The sequence below is a fragment of the Roseicyclus sediminis genome (assembly GCF_025515305.1).
Taxonomy (GTDB): domain Bacteria; phylum Pseudomonadota; class Alphaproteobacteria; order Rhodobacterales; family Rhodobacteraceae; genus Roseibacterium; species Roseibacterium sediminis.
In genome coordinates, this window is record NZ_JAOPHT010000004.1 from 311,044 (window position 1) to 326,390 (window position 15,347).

Consider the following 15,347-nt stretch of genomic DNA (forward strand, 5'->3'; position numbering starts at 1 on the left):
GACCATCCGGCCGGCATACCCATGACCACGGACGCACCATATCTCATCATCGCCGCGGGCGGCACCGGGGGGCACATGTTCCCCGCCCAGGCGCTCGCCGAGGCGATGGTGCGCAGGGGCTGGCGCGTGGTGCTGTCGACGGATGCGCGGGGCGCGCGCTATGCGGGCGGCTTCCCCCACACCGTCGAGATCCGGCAGGTCGCGTCGGCCACCTTCGCGCGCGGGGGCATCCTGGCGAAGCTTCTCGTGCCGCTCCGGATCGCTGGCGGTGTGCTGCAGGCGACGCTCGGAATGCTGCGCGACCGGCCGTCGGCCGTCATCGGCTTCGGCGGATACCCGGCGATCCCCGCGATGGCGGCGGCCTGGCTGACGCGGCGGCCGCGCGCGCTGCACGAGCAGAACGGCGTGCTGGGCCGCGTCAACCGCGTCTTCGCCAAGCGGGTCGATTTCGTCGCCTGCGGCACCTGGCCCACGGCGTTGCCCGCGGGCGTGGCGGGCGTGCATACCGGCAACCCCGTCCGCGCCGCCATCCTGGAGCGTGCCGGCGCGCCCTACATGCCGCCCGGCGACTGGCCGATGAGCCTTCTGGTCTTCGGCGGCAGCCAGGGCGCGCGGATCCTGTCCGACACGGTGCCCGCCGCCATCGGCCTTCTTCCCGATGCCCTGCGCGAGCGGATCCGCGTCGCGCAGCAGGCGCGGCCCGAGGATATCGAGCGCGTCGCAGGGGCCTATGCCACGATGGGGGTCCGGGCCGAGGTCGAACCCTTCTTCGCCGACATGCCCCGGCGCCTGACGGAGGCGCAACTCGTCATCGCCCGGTCCGGCGCCTCCTCGGTCGCGGATATCTGCGTCGTGGGCCGCCCCGCGATCTACATCCCGCTCGCCATCGCCATCCGGGACGAGCAGACGGCCAACGCGCGCGGCCCCGTGGACGCCGAGGCCGCCGTCCTCATCCCCGAGCGTCGTCTGACGCCCGAGGTTCTGGCCGAAACGATCGAAGCCATTCTCACCCAGCCCGACGCCGCATCGCACATGGCCGAGGCCGCGCTGTCGGTATCGGTGCCGGACGCGACCGCGCGCCTTGTCGCGCTCGTCGAGGATCTCGCCCATCCGGGCAGGAAGGACGCAGCATGAACGCCGCCGCCACGAAACTCCCCACTCAGCTCGGCCCGATCCATTTCGTGGGCATCGGCGGGATCGGGATGTCGGGGATCGCAGAGGTTCTGCTGAACCACGGCTACCAGGTGCAGGGTTCGGACCTGAAGCCCTCGAAGATCACGGCGCGGCTGGAGGAACTGGGCGCGCGCGTCTTCATCGGCCAGCGGGCCGAGAACCTCGAGGATGCCGAGGTCGTCGTGATCTCCTCGGCGATCAAGCCCGGCAACCCCGAGCTTGACGCCGCGCGCGCGCGGGGCCTGCCCGTCGTGCGCCGGGCCGAGATGCTGGCCGAACTGATGCGCATGCGCTCGAACATCGCGGTCGCCGGAACCCACGGCAAGACCACGACGACGACGCTCGTCGCGACGCTCCTCGATGCGGGCGGCATGGACCCGACCGTCGTCAACGGCGGCATCATCCACGCCTATGGCTCCAACGCGCGTGTGGGGCAGGGCGAGTGGATGGTGGTCGAGGCCGACGAGAGCGACGGCACCTTCAACCGCCTTCCCGCGACGATCGCCATCGTCACCAACATCGACCCCGAGCACATGGAGCACTGGGGCTCCATCGAGCGGCTGAGACAGGGCTTTCTCGACTTCGTCTCCAACATTCCCTTCTACGGGATCGCCGTGTGCTGCACCGACCATCCGGAAGTCCAGGCACTGGTGGGCCGCATCACCGACCGCCGCGTCGTGACCTTCGGCTTCAACGCCCAGGCCGACGTCCGCGCGGTCAACCTGCGTTACAAGGGCGGGGTCGCGCATTTCGACATCGCGCTGCAGGCCGAGGACAAGATGATCGAGGGCTGCACGCTGCCGATGCCGGGCGACCACAACGTGTCGAACGCGCTGGCCGCCGTCGCTGTGGCACGCCACCTCGGGCTCAAGACCTCCGAGATCCGCGAGGCGCTGGCCTCGTTCGGCGGCGTTAACCGGCGTTTCACCAAGGTGGGCGAAGTTGGCGGCGTGAGCATCATCGACGATTACGGCCACCACCCGGTGGAGATCGCCGCCGTCCTCAAGGCCGCCCGCCAGGCCGTGGCCGACAGGCCCGGCGCGCGGGTCATCGCCGTGCATCAGCCGCACCGCTACACGCGCCTCGCCACGCTGTTCGACGACTTCTGCGCCTGTTTCAACGACGCCGACGTGGTGGGCATCTCCGAAGTCTACGCCGCGGGCGAGGACCCGATCCCGGGCGCCAGCCGCGACGATCTCGTGGTGGGCCTGATCCGTCATGGCCACCGGCACGCCCGCGCGGTCACCTCCGAGGACGACCTCGAACGGCTCGTCCGGGAACAGGCGCGGCCGGGCGACATCGTGGTCTGCCTCGGCGCGGGCACGATCTCGGCCTGGGCGCAGGGGCTGCCCGCCCGGCTGTCGGACCTCGAAAAGCGGGTGGTCTCGGGATGAGGGCGCAGGGGACAGACAGGGGAGGCGCGCCATGCCGCTCTCGCTGATCCTGGCCTGCCTGTGGGTGTTGGCGGCTGCCGCCGTCGCGATGCTGCCGATGCGCATGCAATACGCGCCGGGCCTCACGCTGCTGGTGCTGGCCTTTCCGCTCGCCGTCTTCGTCGGCCGCGAGGTCGGCTGGGCCTGGGTTGCGGCCGTGCTGTTCGCCGTTGTCTCGATGTATCGTCGTCCCCTTTTCGCTCTGGCGCGGCACCTTCGCCGCCGCATCACGGGAGAGACATGATGCCCGTCTCGCTGATCCTCGCCTTCCTCTGGGCCCTCATGGCCGGATTGACGGTCGCCGCACCCCGAAGGCTTCTCTACCCGGCCGCATGGGTGCTGATCGCCTCCGGCATTCCGCTTCTCGGTCTCATCACGATCCAGGCGGGGCCGGTCTGGGGCCTCATCGGTCTGGGGATCGGGGCGGTCCTCATCGGACGGCCAGGTTTCGGACAGGGAGAGACCTGATGCCGACCTCGCTGGTCCTCGCCTGCCTCTGGGGCCTCGTGGCAGGTGTTGCCGGCATGGCGCCGCAGAAGTTCCACTGGCCCGCCGCCTGGCTCCTGATCGCCACCGGCATTCCGCTTCTGGGTTTCGTGACGTGGCAGACGGGACCGGTCTGGGGACTGATCTGCCTCGCCGCCGGGGCCTCGGTCCTGCGCTGGCCGCTCCTGCGCGCGGCCCAGAGGATGCGGCGCATCGTGGTGCGCGTGGACCGCGAGGATTGAGCCGCCGGCCAAGTCGGGCTAGGGACACGCCATGATGTCCAGCGACGCTTCGAGCCTTCATGACCTGCCGCCGGTGCGCGGGCGCCTGACGCCGAACCGCGATCTCTCGGACCTCACCTGGCTGCGTGTCGGCGGACCGGCCGACTGGCTGTTCCAGCCCGCCGATGACGACGACCTCGCCGCGTTCCTCGCCGCCCTCGACCCCGGGATACCGGTCTTTCCGATGGGTGTCGGCTCCAACCTCATCGTGAGGGACGGGGGTATTCCGGGGGTGGTGATCCGCCTCGGGCGTGGCTTCAACGGCGTGGACATCGCGGCCGGCACCGTCACCGCCGGGGCCGCGGCGCTCGATGCGCAGGTGGCGCGGCGCGCGGCGGAGGCAGGGCTGGACCTGACCTTTCTGCGGACGATCCCCGGTTCCATCGGCGGAGCGCTCCGGATGAACGCGGGCTGTTACGGGACCTATGTCGCCGATCATTTCGTGCAGGCCGTGGCCGTGATGCGTGATGGCCGCCGCGTGACCCTCGGCCCCTCCGACATCGCCTTTGCCTACCGCCACACCGACCTGCCGCCCGACACGGTCGTCACCTCCGTCACCCTCCGCGCCGATCCGGGCGACCCGGAGGAGCTGGCCGCGAAGATGGAAGAGCAGCTGGCCCGCCGCGACGCGACCCAGCCCACCAAGGACCGGAGCGCCGGCTCGACCTTCCGCAATCCCGCCGGGTTTTCCTCGACCGGCCGCGCCGACGACAGCCACGAGCTGAAGGCCTGGAAGGTGATCGACGAGGCGGGCCTGCGCGGCGCGACGCGGGGCGGGGCGCAGATGTCGCCCAAACACCCGAACTTCCTCGTCAATACCGGGGGCGCCACCGCGGCCGAACTGGAAGCTCTCGGCGAGGAGGTGCGAAAAAGGGTTTTCGAGCACAGCGGAATAACGCTAGAATGGGAAATCATGCGCGTCGGCCGCCCCGCTTCGGACGACTGAACGCGCAACACCCCCGCGCAAGACGGGGGGCAACAACGAAAAGCGCCGACCGGGCAAAAGAATTCCGGCGGCAGATAGAGGCTCAGGTGGTGACAGGTTCGAGCAGACCTGCGTCCCGTGTCGTGGTCCTGATGGGCGGCCCCTCGGCCGAGCGAGAGGTGTCGCTGTCCACCGGTAAGGGCTGTGCGGAGGCGCTTCGCGGCGAAGGATACGATGTGATCGAGGTCGATGCCGGCCCCGACCTCGCCGCGCGTCTCGCCGACCTCAAGCCCGACGTCGTCTTCAACGCGCTGCACGGCCGCTGGGGCGAGGATGGCTGCGTCCAGGGGATGCTGGAATGGCTCCGCATTCCCTATACCCATTCGGGTGTGCTGGCCTCGGCGCTGGCGATGGACAAGACGCGCACGAAGGACGTCTACCGCGCCCATGGCCTGCCGGTGGTGGACAGCGTGATCCGCTGCAAGGCCGAGGTCATGGCCCATCACGTCATGGCGCCGCCCTACGTGGTGAAGCCCAACAACGAAGGTTCATCGGTCGGCGTCTACCTCGTGGCCGAGGGCGCGAACGATCCGCCGAAACTGGGCGCCGAGATGCCGGAACACGTCATGGTCGAGGCCTTCGTGACCGGGCGGGAGCTGACCTGTTCGGTCATGGGCGCGGGCGAGGGCGACCCCGGTGCGCTGACCGTAACCGATATCCTCACCGAAGGCTGGTACGATTACGACGCCAAGTATCGCCCCGGCGGCTCGCGCCATGTCGTGCCCGCCGAGATCCCGGCCGCGATCTTCGACGCCTGCATGGACTACGCGACGCGGGCCCATGCAGCGCTCGGGTGCCGGGGCGTCAGCCGCACCGATTTCCGTTGGGACGAGGGCAGGGGGGCGGACGGCCTGATCCTGCTCGAGACCAACACCCAGCCGGGCATGACGCCCACCTCACTCACCCCCGAACAGGCCGAGGCGAAGGGGATCACCTTCGGCGCGCTCTGCCGCTGGCTCGTGGAGGACGCTTCATGCGACCGCTGATCGCCCGCCGCGAAACGGGTCCCGTGCCCCTGCCGCGCCCGCGCCCCGATCCCGCGCCCTCGCGCCTGACCTACCGGGCGCAGCGGCTTTGGCTCACGCCCTTCTTCCGCATGATCCTGCGCGTGGGCCTGCCCGTCTTCGCCATGCTCTTCGCCGCGCTCTGGTTCGCGACCGACGAGGAAAAGGTGAACGCGCTCCGGGACCAGGTGGCCGAGGTGCGCCGCGAGATCGAGGATCGCCCCGAGTTCCGCGTCAACCTGCTGTCGATCGAGGGCGCGAGCCCCGCGGTGACCGAGGAGGTGCGCGGCGCGCTGGCGCTCGACCTGCCGGTCTCGTCGTTCGACATCGACCTCGAGGCGCTGCGCGCGCGGGTCGAGGCGCTGCCGGCCGTCGCCTCCGCCTCCGTCAGGATCGCGGGCGGCGGATACCTGTCCGTCGACGTGGCCGAAAGGGTGCCCGCGCTGATCTGGCAGACCCGGACCGGCACCGTCCTGATCGATGCCGAGGGGCATTTCGTCGCCGCGCTGGCCGACCGCGTGCCTGAAGCGCCGCTGCCCATGGTGGCGGGCGCGGGCGCCGATCTTGCCGTCGACGAAGCCTTGCGCCTCCTGGCCGCGGCGGCGCCGCTCGGCGACCGGGTGCGCGGCCTCGTGCGGGTCGGACAGCGGCGCTGGGACGTGGTGCTGCGCGACGGCCCGCGCATCTTGCTGCCGGCGGCCGCACCGCGCGCCGCCCTCGACGAAGTCCTCCTGCTGCAGGACGTGCAGCAGATCCTGGACCGCGACCTGGTGCGCATCGACATGCGCAACCCTTCGCGGATGACCGTGCAACTGACGCCCGACGCACTGGAGACGCTCTCGCTGCAGCGCTCGGGCCAGATCCCTGTCGGAGATGAACGCGGATGAACCTGCTCTATCAGTCCCAGCGGGCCATGCGGGCCAAGCGCGAGGAGGCGATGCGCCGCGGCGTCGTCGCCGTGCTCGACATCGGAAGCTTCAAGATCGCCTGCCTCGTCCTGCGCTTCGACGAAATGGACGTGACGCCCGGCGACGGGATCGGCGCGATGGCGGGGCAGGCCGGGTTCCGCGTCATCGGCGCGGCCACCACGCGCTCGCGCGGGGTCCGCTTCGGCGAGATCGACACGGTGCAGGAGACCGAGCGCGCGATCCGCACCGCCGTGCAGGCGGCCCAGAAGATGGCGCAGACCCGCGTCGACCACGTGATCGTCGCGCTGGCGGGCGCGCGGCCGCGCAGCTACGGGCTGGACGGCGAAGCGGTGCTGCAGACCGGTACCGTCGAGGACAGCGACATCGCCCGCGTGCTCGCGGCCTGCGACGTGCCGGACCTCGGCCACGGGCGCGAGGTGCTGCACGCCCAGCCGGTGAACTTCTCGCTCGATCATCGCACGGGGCTCGCCGATCCGCGCGGTCACGTGGGCAGTCGCCTGTCGGTCGACATGCACCTTCTCACGATCGAGGCCGGCGCGATCGAGACGCTTCTGCACTGCGTGAAGCGCTGCGACCTGGAACTCGCGGGCCTGGCAAGTGCGCCCTACGTCGCCGGCATCTCCAGCCTCGTCGAGGACGAGCAGGAACTGGGTGCGGCCTGCATCGACATGGGCGGCGGGGCGACCTCGCTCTCGATCTTCATCAAGAAGCACATGATCTTCGCCGACACCGTGCGGATGGGCGGGGACCACGTGACGTCGGACATCAGCCAGGGCCTGCAGATCCCCATGCCCCATGCCGAGCGGATCAAGACCCGTTTCGGCGGCGTGATGGCGACGGGCATGGACGACCGCGAGATCATCGAGCTGGAAAGCGAGACCGGCGACTGGCACCACGACCGGCGCACCGTGTCCCGGTCCGAACTGATCGGCGTCATGCGCCCGAGGGTTGAGGAGATCCTCGAGGAAACCCGCGCCCGCCTCGACGCGGCGGGCTTCGAGCACCTGCCCTCTCAGCGCATCGTGCTGACGGGGGGCGCGAGCCTTCTGCCCGGCCTCGACGGGCTGGCAAGCCGCATTCTCGGAAACCAGGTCCGGCTCGGGCGGCCGCTCCGCGTGCAGGGCCTGCCGCAATCGGCCTGCGGCCCCGCCTTCTCGGCCTGCGTGGGCCTCGCGCTCTTCGCCGCCCATCCCCAGGACGAATGGTGGGACTTCGAGACGCCCGCCGACCGCTATCCGGCGCGCAGCCTGAAGCGCGCCGTCAAATGGTTCCGGGACAACTGGTGAGCCCCGTATCTGGTAGCTCACCGCAACGGGCTGACACGTCGGCGGAAATCCGCCCCACATTTCGCACGATTTTCCCATTTTCCGCGTGACGGGCGGAGCCGAAATCGTTAAGTTGTGCGGAAACACCGAGGCAGAAGGTGCCAAGCCGGCGAAAGACCGGGTTCACATCTCGAAAGAACCGGACAAACCGGGGCAACAGGCGGACAGAGCGATGACACTCAATCTCACCATGCCCGACTCGCGGCAGGACCTGAAACCGCGCATCACCGTTTTCGGCGTCGGCGGGGCAGGCGGCAACGCCGTCAACAACATGATCGACCAGGCCCTCGAGGGGTGCGAATTCGTGGTGGCGAATACCGACGCGCAGGCGCTCTCGCAATCCAAGGCGCCCGCGCGGATCCAGATGGGCGCACGGGTGACCGAAGGGCTCGGCGCTGGGGCAAGGCCCGCCGTCGGCGCAAGCGCGGCCGAGGAATCGATCGAGGAGATCGTCGATCACCTCGCGGGCGCACACATGGCCTTCATCACCGCCGGCATGGGCGGCGGCACCGGAACCGGTGCGGCGCCGATCATCGCGCAGGCCGCGCGCGAGCTTGGCGTCCTGACCGTCGGTGTCGTGACCAAGCCGTTCCAGTTCGAGGGCGCCAAGCGCATGCGCCAGGCCGACGAGGGGATCGACGCCCTCCAGAAGGTCGTCGACACCCTCATCATCATCCCCAACCAGAACCTGTTCCGGCTGGCCAACGAGAAGACGACCTTCACCGAGGCGTTCTCGATGGCCGACGACGTGCTCTACCAGGGTGTGAAGGGCGTCACGGACCTGATGGTGCGTCCCGGCCTCATCAACCTCGACTTCGCCGATGTCCGCGCGGTGATGAACGAGATGGGCAAGGCCATGATGGGCACGGGCGAAGCCGATGGCGAGACGCGCGCGCTTCAGGCCGCCGAGAAGGCCATCGCCAACCCGCTTCTGGACGAGATCAGCCTCAAGGGTGCGCGCGGCGTGCTCATCAATGTCACGGGCGGCTACGACCTGACGTTGTTCGAGCTCGACGAGGCCGCGAACCGCATCCGCGAAGAGGTCGACCCGGATGCGAACATCATCGTCGGCTCCACGCTCGACGAAAAGATGGAAGGCCGGATGCGCGTGTCGGTCGTGGCGACCGGCATCGACGTCTCCGCCGAGGCGGTTGAGCCGCACCGCGACGTCTATGGCGCCGCCGCCATCCAGAACCGCGGTCGCCCCTCGGTCGAGGCCGCACCGAAGCACGCCGTGGCCGCCGAAGCCGCGCCGGAGGAAGAGGTCGGCGCACACGAGCCCTCGCTGTTCGAGAGCTTCGCCGACGACGACCTGCCGGCCGACCTGTTCGAGCCGGAAGACGAGGCCGCAGTTCCGCCGCCCGCCTATCGCCCCGCCGCAGCGCCCGCGCGCCCGACAGCCGCGGCAACCGTCGCTGTCCGGCATGCCCCGTCACAGGAGGAACGCGGGTTCCTCGCTCCGAAGGCCCCGCCCGCAGGCGCTCCGACCCCGGAAGCGCTGGCGCGTCTGCGCGACGCGATCCAGCGCGAGGCGCCGAGGCCCGACGCCCCGGCCCAGGCCCGCGCCGCCGAGGCTCAGCCGCAACCGTCCCGCACGCGTTTCGGCATCAACAACCTCATCAACCGGATGACCGGCCATGGCGAAGAAGCCGCGGCCCCGGTGGCACGGCGCACGCCGTCCTTCACGGGTGCTCCGCCGCAGACGCACATCCCGGCTCGTCAGGAAGAGGCGGTCGATCCCGAGCAGGAACGCATCGAAATTCCGGCCTTCCTGCGTCGCCAGGCCAATTGACGGTGGTCACAATCGAATCGGAAGGGTCGGCATCTTGCCGACCCTTTTTCCTTGAAAAACAGTTTGTTATGCGGTGCGTGTGGGTGAGTCGGCGGGTTTCTGCCGAACTGAGTCGGCAATGTTGCAACCCGTCATAATCGTTGAATTGTCAGTTTTCACGGGCGGGGTTAGCCCGTAACTGCGGGCAAAGGGCCGGATGAACCGGACCGATGCCACCCCCGAAAGACCGCGGGCTGCGGTGACGGCAGGACCGGACGCAGCGATCAGGCGGCAAGGGGTAAAGGGACAGCGGGTGAGCGCATGCAGGCGACGATCAGGACCGACGTGACTTTCAGCGGGGTAGGCCTTCACACGGGCCGGCTCGTGCGCATGACGATCCGCCCACGTGCGGCCAACATGGGTCTGTGGTTCCGCCGCATCGACCTGCCCGACCAGCCCTTCATTCCCGCCCGCTACGATCGCGTTCCCGAAAGCCGGCTCTGCACGCGGATCGACGGCGACACGGGCGCCTCCGTCTCGACGGTCGAGCACGTGATGGCCGCGCTGGCCGGCTGCGGCATCCACAACGCGCTCGTCGAGGTGGACGGTCCCGAGGTCCCGATCCTCGACGGCTCCGCGGCGCCCTTCGTGCGCGGCATCCTCGACGCCGGCATCCAGAAGCAGGACGCCCCGATCCACGCGATCGCCGTGACCCGCGAGATCATCGTGACGGAAGGTGCCGCCTCGGCCAGCCTGTTGCCGGCCGAAGGGCTCGAGATGGACTTCTCCATCGACTTCACCGATGCCGCGATCGGCCGTCAGCGTCGGGTCGCGCAACTCGCCAACGGGCGTTTCGTCCGCGAGTACTGCGACAGCCGCACCTTCTGCCGCCAGGCCGACGTGGACGCGATGCATGCCGCGGGCCTGGCACTGGGCGGAACCTACGACAATGCCGTCGTCGTCGACGGCGATGACGTGCTCAGCCCCGGCGGCTTCCGCCACGCGGACGAGGCCGTGCGCCACAAGATGCTCGACGCGCTCGGCGATCTGGCCCTTGCCGGCGCGCCGCTGCTGGCACGGTATACCGGCGTCCGCGCGGGCCACATGCTGACGAACCGCCTTCTGCGCAAGCTCTTCGCCACGCCCGGCGCGGTCCGCTTTGTCGAATGCAGCCCCGAACAGGCCGCGCGCCTGCCGGGAATGGGCGTGAACGCAGCCGACCTCGCCCACGTCGCCTGAGGCGCCGTGCCGGGCGGCGTCCAGCCGCCTCACGGGAATTTCAGGCGTTTTGCCCGAAAAAACTTTGTGCTAGGACCGCTGCGACCGGGTGCGGCGGCCCCAGACCTTTCGGGAGCCGCGGCGCGAGACGAGCGGGGATGGATCACATGCAGCGGGCATCATCGGACGGCGTGAACTGGACGCGTGGGGCGGGCGTTGCCGCGCTCTGCCTGCTTCTGGCGGCCTGCGGCGGCGGCGAGGGAGATCGCGGCGGCCTGTTCGGCGGTGGCGGCGGTGGCCTGTTCGCGGCGCGCGACCGGGCGGCGCCGCTCGAGGAGCTTGACGCGCAGACGATCTACCAGCAGGGCGAACTGGAATTGGAGCGCGGTCGCGCGGACCGCGCCGCCGAGTTGTTCATCGAGGTCGAGCGCCTGCACCCCTATTCGGAATGGGCCAAGCGCGGACTGATCATGGCGGCCTTCTCCTACCACCAGGATCGCGATTACGACAACTCGCGCCTCGCCGCGCAGCGTTTCCTCGACTTCTACCCGGCCGACGAGGACGCCGCCTACGCGCAGTACCTTCTGGCGCTCAGCTACTACGACCAGATGGACCAGATCGGCAACGACACCGCCATCACCTACGAGGCGTTGCAGGCGCTCCGCCTCGTGATCGAGCGCTATCCGGACAGCGACTACACCCAGGACGCGATCCTCCGCTTCGACGTGGCGCTCGACCAGCTTGCGGCAAGCGAGATGGAGGTCGGGCGCTACTATCTCCGGCGCGCGCACTACACGGCGGCGATCAACCGCTTCCGCCTCGTGGTCGAGGAATTCCAGACCACGAGCCATACGCCCGAGGCGCTGATGCGGCTTGTGGAGGCCTATCTCGCGCTCGGCCTGACCGACGAGGCGCAGACCGCGGGCGCGATCCTCGGCTACAACTTCCAGGGCTCGCCCTTCTACGACGATGCCTTCCGGCAATTGACCGGGCAGGGGCTCTCGGCAGAAGCGGCGGGTCAGAACTGGCTGCGCGAGGTCTGGGATCAGACCGTGCGGGGCGACTGGCTCTGAGGACCGGGCAGGGGCGGGACGGCGCTTGCATCGCCGCCCGCCGCGCCTGATGGTGCGTCCATGCTGCGGCATCTCGACATCCGCGACCTTCTCATCATCGACCGGCTGGAACTCGGGTTTCACCCGGGTCTCAACGTGCTGACCGGCGAGACCGGGGCCGGCAAGTCCATCCTGCTCGATGCGCTCGGCTTCGTCCTGGGCTGGCGGGGTCGCGCCGATCTCGTCCGGAGCGGTGCGGCGCAGGGCGAGGTGCAGGCGGTCTTCGAGATCGGCCCCGACCACCCGGTTCAGGCCGTGCTGGCGGAGGCGGGCCTGCCGGGCGGTCCCGAATTGATCCTGCGGCGCGTGAACACCGCGGACGGGCGGAAGACAGCCTGGGTCAACGACCGGCGCGCCAGCGGGGAGGTGCTGCGCGCGTTGTCCGACGTGCTGGTCGAACTGCACGGCCAACAGGATGACCGGGGGCTGCTCGATCCCAGGAACCACCGTGCGATGCTGGACGATTTCGGCGGCCTCGCACCGCTCCGCGACGCGGTCGCCGCGGCCTGGCGGACACGCGCCGCGACGCGCCGGGCGCTGGAAGAGGCGGAGGCCCGGCTGGAGGAGATGCGGCGGGAGGAGGATTTCCTGCGCCATTCCGTGGCCGAGATCACGGCCCTTGCGCCCGAGCCGGGCGAGGAGGCGGAACTCGATGCCCGCCGGCGCCTGATGCAGGCGGCCGAGAAGATGCGCGCCGACGTGGCCCGCGCCGCGGGCGCGCTGTCGACCGAGGGGGCCGAGGGGCTCATCGGCGACGCGCGCCGCTGGCTCGAGGGGGTGACGGACCGCGCCGAGGGCGGGCTCGACGCCGCGCTCGCGGCACTCGACCGGGCGCTGGTGGAACTGGGCGAGGCGCAGGGCGAAGTCGAACGCTTCGCCGACGCGCTGCTGTTCAACCCGTCGGAGCTCGAGGATGCCGAAGAACGGCTCTTCGCGCTGCGGGGGCTCGCGCGCAAGCACGGGATCGTCGCCGATGACCTCGCGGTCTTCGGTGCGGACCTGGAGGCGCGGCTCGCGGCCCTGGACGGCGGGGCGGGGGAGATCGCGGGGCTCAGGAAGGCGCATGACGCCGCCGCGGCCGCCTGGCGCGACGCGGCCGACCGGCTGAGTGCCGCGCGGGCGGAGGCGGCGGTTCGGCTCGACGCGGCCATGGCGGCCGAGCTTGCACCGCTGAAGCTCGAACGCGCCGTCTTCACGACCGAGCTGACGCCGGGCGAGCCGGGGCCGAGCGGCGCCGACACCGTGACCTTCACCGTCGCGACCAACCCCGGCGCGCCCGCGGGGCCGCTGAACCGCATCGCGTCGGGGGGCGAGCTTTCGCGGTTTCTCCTCGCGCTCAAGGTCTGCCTGACGCGGGACGACAGCGGGCTCACGATGATCTTCGACGAGATCGACCGCGGCGTGGGCGGCGCGACGGCGGATGCGGTGGGCCGCCGGCTCGCGGCGCTGGCCGATGGCGGTCAGGTGCTCGTGGTGACGCACTCGCCGCAGGTGGCCGCGCTCGGCGCCCATCACTGGCGCGTGGCCAAGGCGGTGCGCGAGGGCATGACGCTCAGCCGGGTCGAGCCGCTCGATCCGGCGGCGCGGATCGATGAAGTGGCACGGATGCTCGCGGGCGACACGGTGACCGAAGAGGCCCGCGCCGCGGCGCGCGCGCTGCTCGACGGGGCCGCCTGACCGGATCGTCGCCTTCGGCGCCGATCCGGGGAGCCGCGTCCTCGGGCCCCCGGTTCCCGGGAGCCGCTCGGCCGCGGCTGGCCTCCGGCGGGAGTTTACCTGCCAGGATGAAGACGGGCCCCTGTGGCGGGGCGCCCCTTGCCACAGCGCAACCCGTGGACTACGCGGGATAAACGCGGTCCGTCGACGGGATGCGCGATCGACGGCGGCGTTCATCGCCGGAAGGGAAGGCACGAGGCATTGGCCGGCAAAGTGCAAGGCGTCTTTCGGAAGCAGGTGGACGGGGCCGTGGCCTCCGCCGTCCGGTTCTGGCAGGTGCTGCGCGAGAAGGGGCCGAGCCAGGTCACCTTCTGGTTCATCGCCCTGATGATCGGGATCGCCGCGGGTTTTGCCGCGCTGTTCTTCCGCAAGGGGATCAGCGCGCTGCAGCACACGCTCTACGGGGTGGAGGATGTGCGGCTGATGCATTCCTTCGCCGAGAGCCTGCCCTGGTATTTGATTCTCCTGATCCCGGTCGGCGGCGGTCTTGTCGTCGGCCTGATCCTGCACTGGTTCACGCCCGATGGGCGCGTGCGCTCGGTCGCGGACGTGATCGAGGGCGCCGCGCTCGACAACGGCCGGGTCGAGGAGCGGGCGGGCATCGCCTCGGCCTTGGCCTCTCTCATCACGCTCGGCTCCGGCGGGTCCTCGGGGCGGGAAGGGCCGGTTGTGCACCTGGCCGCCGTCATCTCGACACGGGTGTCGAAGTGGATCCGCGCCGACGGGATCACGGGGCGCGACCTGCTCGGTTGCGCCGTGGCGGCCGCCGTCTCGGCGAGCTTCAACGCGCCCATCGCCGGCGCGCTCTTCGCGCTCGAGGTCGTGCTCAGGCATTTCGCCGTCCACGCCTTCGCGCCCATCGTCATCGCCAGTGCTGCGGGCACGGTCATCAACCGGCTCGAATTCGGCGACGTGACCGAGTTCAGCCTGCTCGACGGCGGCACGCTGCAATTCTACGTGGAGTTGCCGGCCTTCCTGATCCTGGGCCTCGTCTCGGGCCTGATCGCCGTGGTCTTCATGAAGGCGACGTTCTGGGCCGAGGACATGGGCAATGCCCTGCAACGCGTCACCGGGATCCCGCGCTGGCTCAGGCCGGCGATCGCGGGCCTCATGCTTGGGGCGATCGCGATCTGGTATCCTCACATCATCGGCGTCGGCTACGAGACTACGAGTGCCGCGCTGACCGGGCAGCTTCTGCTGCACGAGGCCATCATCTTCACCGTCGTCAAGGCCGCCGCGGCGGCGATCACCATCGCGGGACGGATGGGGGGCGGCGTCTTCTCGCCCTCGCTCATGGTGGGGGCGATGGCGGGGCTGGCCTTCGGGATCATCGCCACCTCGATCCTGCCCGAGATGTCTGGGTCCGGCACGCTTTATGCGCTTGCGGGGATGGGGGCTGTGGCGGCGGCCGTCCTCGGTGCCCCGATCTCCACGACGCTGATCGTCTTCGAGCTGACCGGGGACTGGCAGACGGGCCTTGCCGTGATGGTCGCGGTCTCGCTTTCGACCGCGCTCGCCTCGCGGCTGGTGGACCGTTCGTTCTTCCTGACGCAGCTGGAGCGGCGGAACATCCACCTCGCCGCCGGGCCGCAGGCCTATCTCCTCGCCATGTTCCGGGTCGGCCGGGTGATGCGGCCGATGGATCACGAGAACGCCGCGCCCGAGGAAAAGCTTCTGACGCTGATCGAGCAGGGGATCTACACCGACACCAACGCCACGCTGGAGCGTGCGCTGCCGATCTTCGAGCGCACGGGCCTCGACTTCGTGCCCGTGGTGCAACTCGCCCCGGGCGACGGGCCGCCCGCGCTCGAAGGCGCGCTGTTCCATGTCGATGCGCTCAAGGCCTACAACAAGGCCCTGGCGGCGACGGCGGCCGAGGAACATTCCTGAGACAATGCCCCGCTTGCCAGCAAG

The 15,347-nt window shown here is 70.1% G+C and carries 14 protein-coding genes; all 14 read left to right on the top strand.

The annotated features are described in order from the left end of the window. The first annotated feature begins 21 nt into the window (after positions 1 to 21). Positions 22 to 1,134: a UDP-N-acetylglucosamine--N-acetylmuramyl-(pentapeptide) pyrophosphoryl-undecaprenol N-acetylglucosamine transferase gene (locus tag N8I71_RS08550; protein WP_262877536.1), complete on the top strand. Its 1,113-nt coding sequence runs from the start codon at positions 22 to 24 to the stop codon at positions 1,132 to 1,134. Continuing rightward, the gene (gene murC, locus N8I71_RS08555) at positions 1,131 to 2,567 is read left to right on the top strand and encodes a UDP-N-acetylmuramate--L-alanine ligase (RefSeq protein WP_262877537.1); all 1,437 of its coding nucleotides are present in this window, start codon (positions 1,131 to 1,133) and stop codon (positions 2,565 to 2,567) included. The genes N8I71_RS08550 and murC overlap by 4 nt, the downstream gene beginning before the upstream one ends. Before the next feature lie 31 nt (positions 2,568 to 2,598). After that, on the top strand, positions 2,599 to 2,850 hold the full coding sequence (locus N8I71_RS08560; protein WP_262877538.1) for a DUF2484 family protein: 252 nt from the start codon (positions 2,599 to 2,601) through the stop codon (positions 2,848 to 2,850). Further along, positions 2,850 to 3,074, top strand: coding sequence for a DUF2484 family protein (locus tag N8I71_RS08565; protein ID WP_262877539.1), 225 nt, complete (start codon positions 2,850 to 2,852; stop codon positions 3,072 to 3,074). Before N8I71_RS08560 ends, N8I71_RS08565 begins: the two co-directional genes overlap by 1 nt. Further along, positions 3,074 to 3,334: a DUF2484 family protein gene (locus N8I71_RS08570; protein ID WP_262877540.1), complete on the top strand. Its 261-nt coding sequence runs from the start codon at positions 3,074 to 3,076 to the stop codon at positions 3,332 to 3,334. Before N8I71_RS08565 ends, N8I71_RS08570 begins: the two co-directional genes overlap by 1 nt. Before the next feature lie 31 nt (positions 3,335 to 3,365). After that, positions 3,366 to 4,319, top strand: coding sequence for a UDP-N-acetylmuramate dehydrogenase (gene murB / locus N8I71_RS08575; RefSeq protein ID WP_262877541.1), 954 nt, complete (start codon positions 3,366 to 3,368; stop codon positions 4,317 to 4,319). An 89-nt stretch (positions 4,320 to 4,408) separates the two neighbouring features. Further along, positions 4,409 to 5,344, top strand: a complete 936-nt coding sequence (locus tag N8I71_RS08580) for a D-alanine--D-alanine ligase (RefSeq protein WP_262877542.1) — start codon at positions 4,409 to 4,411, stop codon at positions 5,342 to 5,344. Then, positions 5,332 to 6,249 carry a cell division protein FtsQ/DivIB gene (locus N8I71_RS08585; RefSeq protein ID WP_262877543.1) on the top strand — a complete coding sequence of 306 codons (918 nt, stop codon included), beginning with the start codon at positions 5,332 to 5,334 and terminating at the stop codon, positions 6,247 to 6,249. Before N8I71_RS08580 ends, N8I71_RS08585 begins: the two co-directional genes overlap by 13 nt. Next, on the top strand, positions 6,246 to 7,577 hold the full coding sequence (ftsA, locus tag N8I71_RS08590; protein ID WP_262877544.1) for a cell division protein FtsA: 1,332 nt from the start codon (positions 6,246 to 6,248) through the stop codon (positions 7,575 to 7,577). Before N8I71_RS08585 ends, ftsA begins: the two co-directional genes overlap by 4 nt. A gap of 211 nt (positions 7,578 to 7,788) precedes the next feature. Then, positions 7,789 to 9,408, top strand: coding sequence for a cell division protein FtsZ (ftsZ, locus tag N8I71_RS08595; RefSeq protein WP_262877545.1), 1,620 nt, complete (start codon positions 7,789 to 7,791; stop codon positions 9,406 to 9,408). Between the two features lie 300 nt (positions 9,409 to 9,708). Continuing rightward, positions 9,709 to 10,626 carry a UDP-3-O-acyl-N-acetylglucosamine deacetylase gene (gene lpxC, locus N8I71_RS08600; RefSeq protein WP_262877546.1) on the top strand — a complete coding sequence of 306 codons (918 nt, stop codon included), beginning with the start codon at positions 9,709 to 9,711 and terminating at the stop codon, positions 10,624 to 10,626. Positions 10,627 to 10,772: 146 nt separating this feature from the next. Continuing rightward, the gene (locus tag N8I71_RS08605) at positions 10,773 to 11,678 is read left to right on the top strand and encodes an outer membrane protein assembly factor BamD (RefSeq protein WP_262877547.1); all 906 of its coding nucleotides are present in this window, start codon (positions 10,773 to 10,775) and stop codon (positions 11,676 to 11,678) included. 60 nt (positions 11,679 to 11,738) lie between these two features. Beyond that, positions 11,739 to 13,394, top strand: a complete 1,656-nt coding sequence (gene recN, locus N8I71_RS08610; protein ID WP_262877548.1) for a DNA repair protein RecN — start codon at positions 11,739 to 11,741, stop codon at positions 13,392 to 13,394. Positions 13,395 to 13,682: 288 nt separating this feature from the next. After that, on the top strand, positions 13,683 to 15,323 hold the full coding sequence (locus tag N8I71_RS08615) for a chloride channel protein (RefSeq protein ID WP_262877549.1): 1,641 nt from the start codon (positions 13,683 to 13,685) through the stop codon (positions 15,321 to 15,323). Positions 15,324 to 15,347: the final 24 nt, after the last annotated feature.

What these genes read in the sequence shown, in the direction of transcription:
- N8I71_RS08550 (WP_262877536.1), top strand. Translation starts at nt 22, where the DNA reads ATGACCACGGACGCACCATATCTCATCATCGCCGCGGGCGGCACCGGG.
- murC (WP_262877537.1), top strand. Translation starts at nt 1,131, where the DNA reads ATGAACGCCGCCGCCACGAAACTCCCCACTCAGCTCGGCCCGATCCAT.
- N8I71_RS08560 (WP_262877538.1), top strand. Translation starts at nt 2,599, where the DNA reads ATGCCGCTCTCGCTGATCCTGGCCTGCCTGTGGGTGTTGGCGGCTGCC.
- N8I71_RS08565 (WP_262877539.1), top strand. Translation starts at nt 2,850, where the DNA reads ATGCCCGTCTCGCTGATCCTCGCCTTCCTCTGGGCCCTCATGGCCGGA.
- N8I71_RS08570 (WP_262877540.1), top strand. Translation starts at nt 3,074, where the DNA reads ATGCCGACCTCGCTGGTCCTCGCCTGCCTCTGGGGCCTCGTGGCAGGT.
- murB (WP_262877541.1), top strand. Translation starts at nt 3,366, where the DNA reads ATGATGTCCAGCGACGCTTCGAGCCTTCATGACCTGCCGCCGGTGCGC.
- N8I71_RS08585 (WP_262877543.1), top strand. Translation starts at nt 5,332, where the DNA reads ATGCGACCGCTGATCGCCCGCCGCGAAACGGGTCCCGTGCCCCTGCCG.
- ftsA (WP_262877544.1), top strand. Translation starts at nt 6,246, where the DNA reads ATGAACCTGCTCTATCAGTCCCAGCGGGCCATGCGGGCCAAGCGCGAG.
- ftsZ (WP_262877545.1), top strand. Translation starts at nt 7,789, where the DNA reads ATGACACTCAATCTCACCATGCCCGACTCGCGGCAGGACCTGAAACCG.
- lpxC (WP_262877546.1), top strand. Translation starts at nt 9,709, where the DNA reads ATGCAGGCGACGATCAGGACCGACGTGACTTTCAGCGGGGTAGGCCTT.
- N8I71_RS08605 (WP_262877547.1), top strand. Translation starts at nt 10,773, where the DNA reads ATGCAGCGGGCATCATCGGACGGCGTGAACTGGACGCGTGGGGCGGGC.
- recN (WP_262877548.1), top strand. Translation starts at nt 11,739, where the DNA reads ATGCTGCGGCATCTCGACATCCGCGACCTTCTCATCATCGACCGGCTG.